Annotated in this window: 8 protein-coding genes and 2 pseudogenes; 3 read left to right on the top strand and 7 right to left on the bottom strand. The window is 71.9% G+C overall.

What is annotated here, in order from left to right; genetic code table 11:
* Positions 1-384: 384 nt before the first annotated feature.
* Positions 385-570, top strand: a pseudogene (locus ACFXA3_RS27600) (CorA family divalent cation transporter); the annotation flags it as partial.
* Between the two features lie 54 nt (positions 571-624).
* On the opposite strand, the gene ACFXA3_RS27605 reads toward ACFXA3_RS27600, so the two are convergent.
* Positions 625-789: a hypothetical protein gene (locus tag ACFXA3_RS27605; protein WP_385191111.1), complete on the bottom strand. Its 165-nt coding sequence runs from the start codon at positions 787-789 to the stop codon at positions 625-627.
* A 67-nt stretch (positions 790-856) separates the two neighbouring features.
* The gene (locus tag ACFXA3_RS27610) at positions 857-1,390 is read right to left on the bottom strand and encodes a hypothetical protein (RefSeq protein ID WP_385191113.1); all 534 of its coding nucleotides are present in this window, start codon (positions 1,388-1,390) and stop codon (positions 857-859) included.
* 345 nt (positions 1,391-1,735) lie between these two features.
* On the opposite strand from ACFXA3_RS27610, the gene ACFXA3_RS27615 reads away from it, so the two are divergent.
* Positions 1,736-2,569, top strand: coding sequence for a hypothetical protein (locus tag ACFXA3_RS27615; protein ID WP_385191114.1), 834 nt, complete (start codon positions 1,736-1,738; stop codon positions 2,567-2,569).
* A gap of 35 nt (positions 2,570-2,604) precedes the next feature.
* Here ACFXA3_RS27615 and ACFXA3_RS27620 read toward each other — a convergent pair whose 3' ends face one another.
* The 5 genes from ACFXA3_RS27620 to ACFXA3_RS27640 form a co-directional block, all read right to left on the bottom strand.
* Positions 2,605-3,195: a DUF421 domain-containing protein gene (locus ACFXA3_RS27620; protein ID WP_385191116.1), complete on the bottom strand. Its 591-nt coding sequence runs from the start codon at positions 3,193-3,195 to the stop codon at positions 2,605-2,607.
* A 97-nt stretch (positions 3,196-3,292) separates the two neighbouring features.
* Positions 3,293-4,129 carry a serine protease gene (locus tag ACFXA3_RS27625; protein ID WP_385191123.1) on the bottom strand — a complete coding sequence of 279 codons (837 nt, stop codon included), beginning with the start codon at positions 4,127-4,129 and terminating at the stop codon, positions 3,293-3,295.
* Between the two features lie 136 nt (positions 4,130-4,265).
* Complete coding sequence (locus ACFXA3_RS27630) at positions 4,266-5,024, bottom strand: tyrosine-protein phosphatase (protein ID WP_385191118.1); 759 nt, start codon at positions 5,022-5,024, stop codon at positions 4,266-4,268.
* Between the two features lie 147 nt (positions 5,025-5,171).
* Positions 5,172-6,242, bottom strand: coding sequence for a tRNA (adenosine(37)-N6)-threonylcarbamoyltransferase complex transferase subunit TsaD (gene tsaD / locus ACFXA3_RS27635; RefSeq protein WP_385191119.1), 1,071 nt, complete (start codon positions 6,240-6,242; stop codon positions 5,172-5,174).
* Between the two features lie 48 nt (positions 6,243-6,290).
* On the bottom strand, positions 6,291-7,382 hold the full coding sequence (locus ACFXA3_RS27640; RefSeq protein ID WP_385191121.1) for a phosphatidylinositol-specific phospholipase C domain-containing protein: 1,092 nt from the start codon (positions 7,380-7,382) through the stop codon (positions 6,291-6,293).
* Positions 7,383-7,590: 208 nt separating this feature from the next.
* On the opposite strand from ACFXA3_RS27640, the pseudogene ACFXA3_RS27645 reads away from it, so the two are divergent.
* Positions 7,591-7,941, top strand: a pseudogene (locus ACFXA3_RS27645) (hypothetical protein); the annotation flags it as partial.

Consider the following 7,941-nt stretch of genomic DNA (forward strand, 5'->3'; position numbering starts at 1 on the left):
GGCCCACCTCGCGGGGTATATGTCACCACGCGGGGCCCGCACGGTTGACGGGCTATTTCGCCCCCTGGGGGGCGCGGCGGCGCCCCCGGACCAGGCCCCGGTCGGGCAGGCCCAGACGCGGCGGGCCCGGCTCCCGCATAGCTTCGATACATTGCGTAAGCCCCGCCCCTGCACCCGGGTAACGCCCTGACCAGCGCCGTTTCACCCTCGAAGGCATCCGTGGCTGGGGAGAATCCGGGGAGAATGAAGCCTCGTTGGGGAGCCGCTGGGGAGGATCGGCCGCACAAACTGGCAGCACGGTGAAAGGCTCAGAAAGGCCGATCGTCGCAGGTCGAGCCGTCTGTTCGGGCGATTTCCGCAGGTCAGCCGCGTGAGGGTGACGACTTCAAGAAGATCTCCTCCTGGGCCGCCATCCTCTTCGCACCCACCCTGGTCGGCACGATCTACGGCATGAACTTCGCCAGCATGCCCGAACTGAGCTGGCACTACGGCTACCCCTTCGCCATCCTCCTGATGGCAGTGGTCTGCGTCAGCCTGTACATCATCTTCAAAAAGCGCGACTGGCTGTAGCCCCCGGCGCCGACCCACGCCGAGCCGCAGGTGCTGCTCGTACGCAAACGGCCGCTACCCGAGGGTGCGGAGCATGGTGGTGTACACCGGGGCGTCGGGGAACGGCTGCTGGTCGCCGATGTGCAGGTACCCCCAACCCTCGTACAGGGCCTTCACCTTCGGGTGGCCGGGATCGACGAGCAGCGTGACGCCCCGCTCGTCGCGGCCGAGGGATACCACGGCGTCGCTTTCGCAGCGCGTTCGGCCTGCTGCCACCCGGTGCCCCGGACGGAGGACCGAGGCCCTTTCACGGCCACAGTTCGAGCGCGGCGTTCAGGGCGATCTGCCACATCGGTTCGGCACCCGTGCCGAACGCCGCGGCGAGCCCGTACCCCACGGACGCGTCATAGGGCTCTTGGGCCTCCCCGGTCGCGCTCGCCGCCTCCCAGTCGGCCGATACGTGCCCGTCGCCGGTCGATGCGAAGACGCCGAGCAGCCGCCCGTCCCGTAGCAGCCGGCTGGTGCCGAGGGAGTCCGGAACCAGCACATAGCGGCACTCCCGTGCCGCGGAAACGACCTCGACGCGGTACGAGCGTCGGGTCAGGAATCCCTTGGAGGGCCTCAGGGCTGTCCCCGCGCCGTCGACGAGGAGAGTCAGGTGCTCGGGGTCGCGGGTCCCGATCGGCACGTGGCTCACCGGCGAGGTGCCCGGGGCGCGCCGGATCTCGACCGGCGGCAGTCCGTGCCCGCTCACACCCAGCGTCCCGGCCTCGTGGTCGAGTTCGATCCGGATCGCGCCGAAGAGCGGATCGTCGGCCGGCACGTACACGAACGCACTCATCGGGTTTCCTTACCTCCTGCTCACTCTGATGATCATCTTCCCCCAGTCTCCCCCGGACGCGGAGGGTCGGTTCACTTTTCAGCCAGGCGAGGCAAAGAGCGGATCACGGTCCCGACCAGCGGCGATCGTGCTCCAGATGCGGCCTCCGCCGGGGAGAACGAGGCCCCGGTGGGGAGCCGCTGGGGAGGATCAAGCGCACCGACAGGCTCGCCGAAGGCGAGGAAACTTCTCCAGTCGACTTCCGCAGGACAGCGGTATGAGGGTGACGCCTTCAAGAGGATCTCCTCGTGGGCCGCCGTCCTGTTCGCCCCCCCGAACCGGAGCCGTCCCCGGCAGAATTCACCCATGGACATGGCGGACTTGGGCGCCCTCGCTGCGGTTCTCTCCGTTCCGGCGGCACTCGTCACCGCGTGGTGGAGCAAGCGCAGTGCGGAGCGCGCGGCGGACGCCGCCATCGCAGCGGGTCGGCATCAGGCTGACGCGTCCCTGGAGGTCGCCCACGTCCAGGGGCGGGCCGATGGCCTCACATGGCATCGCACCCGGATCGATTCGGCTGCGGCGGAGTTCCTGCGGGCTTCGGACGCCCTGATCCGCACGGTGAAGCAGTTACCGGGCCTCGCGCACGAGGAGCGCCACCCGCTCCTCTTCGAACACGCCAACGCCGTGGGAGAGGCGTATCCCGCGCTGGAGCTGGTCGCCCCCGCGGACCTTCTGTCCTCTGCCCGGGCCCTGCGCCTGCAGTGCCTGCGCCTCGAACGGCTGGCGCCGGACCGCGCCGTGCTGCGCGCGGCACTCGCCGCGCTCGAAGCCGAGTGGTGTCCTGGGAGCGCGGAAGTCGAGCGCTGCCCCGGCAACCCGGAGTGGTGCGAAGACAGCGCCCACAACGCTGCGTTCGTGGCGTGGGAGTTCCTCACCGATTGGGCCTCCAAGGACGAAGAGGACCGGTGGCGCGACCGGGACCTGCTGGACCACTGCCTTCGCGAGAGCATGACGATGTCCGCCGCGCAGGTCGAGCAGACCGTCGCACTCGCCAACCGCTGCCCCGCAGCCTGGCCGGAGCTGGTCGGCGGCTGGGTCCGGGACCCGCTCATGGAACGCGCCGAGTCCGCGCGTGAGGCGTTCGTCGCCGCCGCCCGAGCCGCGATCCCCGACAGCACGGCGCCGGCGAGCCCCGTCTGACGGGGCAGACACCGCCGGGGTGCGTCGTGGGGTGGTCAGGGGATTCTGGCGGTCAGGGCGTCGAGTTTCCGGGTGAGGGTGGTCAGGGTGGCCCGGAGGGCGGCGATGTCCTGTTTGTCCGCCGACTGTTCCGGTTCCGCCAGCTGGACCACCAGGGTGCCGCTCGGTTCGAGGGTGACCTCCGTGGTTTCCGTGACGTCGTCGCCGCCCTGGTGGCGGACCGCCGCGTCCAGGTCGGCCACGCGCAGGCCGTTGCGGCGGACCACCGCGGTGAGCCAGTGGCCGTCGCGGGCCAGGGTGGTCGGGGTGCCTTCCAGGAGGCGGCCCAGCCATTCGTAGCGGGCGGCCAGGCGGTCCATCAGCGCGTTCGCCGCGAGCAGCACGGCGGCCCCGAAGGCCGCGCCGACGACCGAGTCGTCGGGGCCGATCACCGCGTTCTGCACGACGTTGGCCAGCAGCAGCATGACCACCAGGTCGAAGGTGCTCAGCTGCGCGAGCTGGCGCTTGCCGGTGAGCCGGAGCAGCACCAGGATCAGCACGTACACCGCGATGGTGCGCAGCGCCTTCTCCGGGTACGGGATGTCGCTGTGCAGGAACGGGGTCAGGGCATCGTGAGCGGATCGCACCCGTCAACGCTGGCACAGGGTGGGAGGGTGCGGGCCGGCGACCCGCCGTGGCCGCCCGCCCGGTCGAGCGGGCGGCCCGTCGTGCCGAGGTGTCGCGTTACGGCTTGGGCAGGGTGCAGCCGGGGAGGTTCAGGTCGATCTTGTTGCCCGCGCCGATGCAGGGGACGATGATGTACGTCTCCTGCGCGTAGTTGATGCCCTGGCGGACGGTGACCTTGCCGGTCTCGTCCACCTCGCACGGGTTGTTGTCCGTGCAGCGCTGGCCGTCCTCATTGCCCGTGTTGTTGACGGCGACGACCTTGCCCGTCGTCGTGTCGATCACCGGGGAGCCCGAGGTGCCGCCGATGGTGTTGCAGGACGAGGTGTAGCGGACCGAGTCCTTCCAGGTCCACTCGCCCTCCTTGAGGCGGTACGCGAACCCGTCGACGTTGCAGCTGTACGTCCGCTTCCAGTACCCCGACACGACCTTGATCGCCGTGCCCTGCACCGGGTGCGCGTCGTTGAGGGTGAGTGCGCTGATGCCGTACTGGCTCTGGATCTGCGCGTACGTCTTGGTCAGCTGGTAGATCGAGATGTCCGTGTCGGTCATCGTCGCGTACGCGACCTTGCTCGCGCGCAGCGTCGCGACGCGCGAGCCCGATGCGTTGAGCAGCGAGAACGAGCGGCTGGACGCCTGGTCCTTGACGACCTCGCCGGGCCCGGGGAAGCCGGTCTCCAGGCAGTGCCCGTTGGAGAGGACGAGCGCGGGGTCGGTCGGCTGGGAGCCGGGGGCGCGGACGACGGAACCGGAGCAGTTGCTGAGCGCGACGGTTCCCGCGTAGTTCACGGCGACGGCCGCGGCGGTCTTGTCCTGGGGTGCGGACGCCACGGCCGGGGCCGCCGCCGCTCCTATCAGGAACAGCGAGAGCGCGGCGCCGGCGAGCGGCTTGTTGATGTGGGGCATGTGGGGGTTCCCCTCTTATATGACGATGCAACCGAAGATCCTTCGGTTGTCATGCGCATTGTTGGGATACCCACCTCAACTGGCAAGAGTGCACGCCCTGTTCACTGTCGTCACATTCCGGCCATGATCAGCGCAGCAGACGCTCCCGCAGCCGCTCCGCCGTCCCGGGCGCGATCCCCACGCGGTCGGCGAGATAGCCGGCGGCCGAGCCATAGCGCGTGGTCAGGTCGGCGAGGACGAGGGACATGATCGTCGCCGGGGCCCGGCCGTACGCAGGCCAGCGCATGGTGCGGCCCGGGTTGGCGGTGTGCCAGTCGGCCGTCAGGCGGGCGGTGGCCAGCTCGGTGAGCGCGAAATCGGCCAGGATCTCCTCCTCGGACACATCGAGGAGGGTCAGGACGAATGCCGCGATCAGGCCGGTGCGGTCCTTGCCGGAAGTGCAGTGGAAGACCACCGGGCCGGGACCGGTGGCGATGAGCTCGATCGCCCGGCGGATCTCCACCACGCCGTCCTCGGTCACCTCGGCGAACCGGTCGGCCAGGTACCGCCAGGGGTCGATGTCGGGGTCGATCGCGGCCTGGTCGTACGGGCGGTGCTCGATGCTGAGGTTGGCGTACGTGAACCGCCCGGGCTCGGGGACGCGGCCCTTGGCCTCGATCTCCCACGGGTAGCGCAGGTCGATGACGGTCCGTATGCCGAGCCCGAGGAAGCGGTCCCAGTCGCCGCCCGCGAGCTTGCCGAGGGAGTCGGCCCGGTACAGCGCGCCCCAGGCGACGGTGCGGCCGTCGGCGGAGCGGTAGCCGCCCAGATCGCGGAAGTTGTGCAGGCGTTCGAAGGTGACGTGGCGCGCGGGCGGGGTGGTCGGACGGGCGGCCTGGTCGGACAACTGGGGCTCCTCGGGGTGTGGTTGTCCGACCAGGGTGCCCCAGGGTGCCGCAGGACCCTTCAGGGACCCCCGCACGAGACTCCCGCACAAGACCCCCGCACGAGACCCCGGTACGCCCCCGGATTCCCCGGCGTCCGCGCGGGCGCGTCAGCCCGCCGTCGGGTGGAGCGCCGCGTACTCCAGCGGGGCCGACGGGTCGATCGTCAGCCCGTGCCGCGGGGCGGGCTCCGCCCCGGCGCGGACCAGCAGGTCGCCGACCGCCGCGATCATCGCCCCGTTGTCCGTGCACAACGTCATGGCCGGTACCCGCAGTTCGATCCCGGCCGAGGCGCAGCGCCGTTCCGCCAGGAACCGCACCCGCGAGTTGGCGGCCACGCCGCCGACCACCACCAGCGTCTTCACGCCGTACTCCGTGCAGGCCGCGACCGCCTTGCGGGTCAGTACGTCGGCCACCGCCTCCTGGAGCGAGGCGGCGCCGTCGGCGACCGGGAGGCGCTCCCCGCGCTGCCGGTGGCCCTCGGCCCAGCGGGCCGCGGCCGTCTTCAGCCCCGAGAAGGAGAAGGAGTACGCGTACGGGTCCCGCCCGCGCGGCCCGGCGGTCAGCGGGCGGGGGAACGTGACGGCCTTCGGGTCGCCGCCCCGCGCCGCCCGGTCGATGGCCGGGCCGCCCGGGTACGGCAGGCCGAACACCCGGGCCACCTTGTCGAAGCACTCCCCGGCCGCGTCGTCCAGGGTGTCCCCGAGGTGCAGGATCGGTTCGCGTACGAGGTCCCGTACGAGCAGCAGCGAGGTGTGCCCGCCGGAGACGACCAGCACCACGCACGGCTCGGGCAGCGGCCCGTGCTCCAGGGTGTCGGCGGCGACGTGCCCGGCCAGGTGGTGGACCCCGTACAGCGGGACGCCCAGGGCGTACGCGAGGGTCTTCGCCCCGGCCAGGCCGACCTGGAGTGCGCCGGAGAGGCCGGGGCCGGTGGTGACGGCCACCGCGTCGAGCTGTTCGGCGCGCAGTCCGGCCTGGTCGAGGGCCCGGCGGACCACCGGGTTGAAGGCGTGCAGATGGGCGCGGGCCGCGATCTCGGGGACGACTCCGCCGAAACGGGCGTGCTCGTCCATGCTCGACGCGACGACGTGCGCGAGGAGGCGGCCGCCCTGCACGATGCCGGCGCCCGTCTCGTCGCAGGAGGACTCGATGCCGAGCACCACCGGAGAAGCAGCCATCAGACCCGCACACCCGACCCTTATTGCGAATAGTTCGCAATAAGGGTACTAGCCGCGCGGGACCACCGCGGCCAGCACGGACGGCAGCGGGTACCAGTCCGCCGAGGCGATGGAGGCGTGGTGCGCGGCCATCAGGGCCACCCGGTCCCGGGCCTGGGCCTCCGTCGGGTGGACGCCGTCGATGGCGGGCGCCACGTTCTGGGCGTCCGTGGCGATCAGCAGGTAGTGGTTGCGGTCGTACCAGGCCGTGTCGATCGAGCCGCCCGCGTACGCGCTCGCGTCCCCGTCGAAGACCACGAACCAGGGGCGCAGCGCGGCGTCGGCGTAGCGGGCGCGCGGGTCGCCGGCCGCGGCCCCGTGCACGGCGGGGAAGGCGGCGGCCTCGCCCAGCCGGCCCGCGGCGGCGAGGGCGCGCAGGTGCTCGGCGTACTCCCGGTCGGTCCACAGCGAGTCGGCCGGGTTGCCCTCCTCCAGCGTGCCGGGGATCAGCTCCACCACGAACGTGCCGGCCATCGCCGCGCGGCCCGGCCAGGCACCGGCCCGGGCGGCGGTGTCCAGGTCCGGCCGGCCCGCGGCGAGCCGGCCGGGGCCGTAGAGCGCGTCGCCGAGCTTCGCGTTCAGCAGGGCGTCGAGGTCGGCCGGTCCCCGCCCGAGGTTGGCGGCGAAGCCGTCCTTGAGCTCGAGCTTGAGGACGATCGGACGGTGGCCGGGATGTGCGTCGTGCCAGCTGCGGATGTCGGAGAGGCAGCCGGCGAGGTTCTGGTTGCGGGACTTGGTGCGCAGCTGGGCGGGGGTGGCGGCGTTCTCGCAGTTGCTGTCGTTGCCGAACGGGTTGTCGTGGGAGACGCGCCAGGAGCTGCCGAAGAAGTTCGTCCACACGTCGAGTTCCAGCATCGCGGCGCCCGAGTCGAGGGCGTCCGCGAAGAAGGGGTACTTGGACTTCTCGTACGCGTTGTGCACGCCGACGCCGGTCGATCCCGCGTACGGGAGGTCGGCGGCGGCTCCCGGGGCCCGCGCGGCCCCCGCGGCACCCGCGGCACCCGCGGCACCCGCGGCACCCGCCGGGGCCGTGCCCAGTGCGAGGATCAGGGCCGCGAGGCCCGCCGTCGCCGCTCCCGCGATCCGGTTCCGCAGTCCCATGTGTCCGGCTCCTGTCTGCCCTGTCACTGCCCACGTCCCAACTCGGGTGGAGGGTAGGCCAGTTGTGTGACGTCCGGAAGGACGGGGGGTGACGGGGGCACCAGGGCGTGCCGGCTGTGAGGACGGACACGTCCGGAAGCCGGAACTCCCCTCGCCGTGCCGCGCGTAGAACAGGGAGCCGATCGGGGTTTCAGGGCGGGAGTACCGGATGTTCAGCAGGGTTCGCGGACGGGCCGTAAAGGTCCGCCTGCTCGTCGGCGTGTGCTGCGTGGTGCTCGCCGGTGGCGCCGGGGTCCTGTGGGAGCTGAGGGGCATCGCGGCGAACTCGGCGGACGGGGACCCCGCGCAGGGGAGCTACCTGCAGGATCCCGATGCGGCCGATCGCGCGGCGGAGGCCGTGCTGGCCGGCCCGGCGCGGGAGGTCCCCCCGCAGCGTGCTTCGAAGCAGGAAACGGCGCCCGGGGTTCCGGCGGGGGGGGGCCCCGGGCCCGGGGGGGTTTTAACAAAAAACACCACCCCCGAGCCAGATGGCTCGGGGTGGGGGTGGGGGGGGGGGGGT

Source organism: Streptomyces sp. NPDC059456 (genome assembly GCF_042750055.1).
In the GTDB taxonomy this organism is placed as follows: domain Bacteria; phylum Actinomycetota; class Actinomycetes; order Streptomycetales; family Streptomycetaceae; genus Streptomyces.

Excerpts from the sequence above, each read along its gene's own strand:
- ACFXA3_RS27610 (WP_385191113.1), bottom strand. The coding sequence starts at position 1,390 with ATGAGTGCGTTCGTGTACGTGCCGGCCGACGATCCGCTCTTCGGCGCG.
- ACFXA3_RS27615 (WP_385191114.1), top strand. The coding sequence starts at position 1,736 with ATGGACATGGCGGACTTGGGCGCCCTCGCTGCGGTTCTCTCCGTTCCG.
- tsaD (WP_385191119.1), bottom strand. The coding sequence starts at position 6,242 with ATGGCTGCTTCTCCGGTGGTGCTCGGCATCGAGTCCTCCTGCGACGAG.
- ACFXA3_RS27640 (WP_385191121.1), bottom strand. The coding sequence starts at position 7,382 with ATGGGACTGCGGAACCGGATCGCGGGAGCGGCGACGGCGGGCCTCGCG.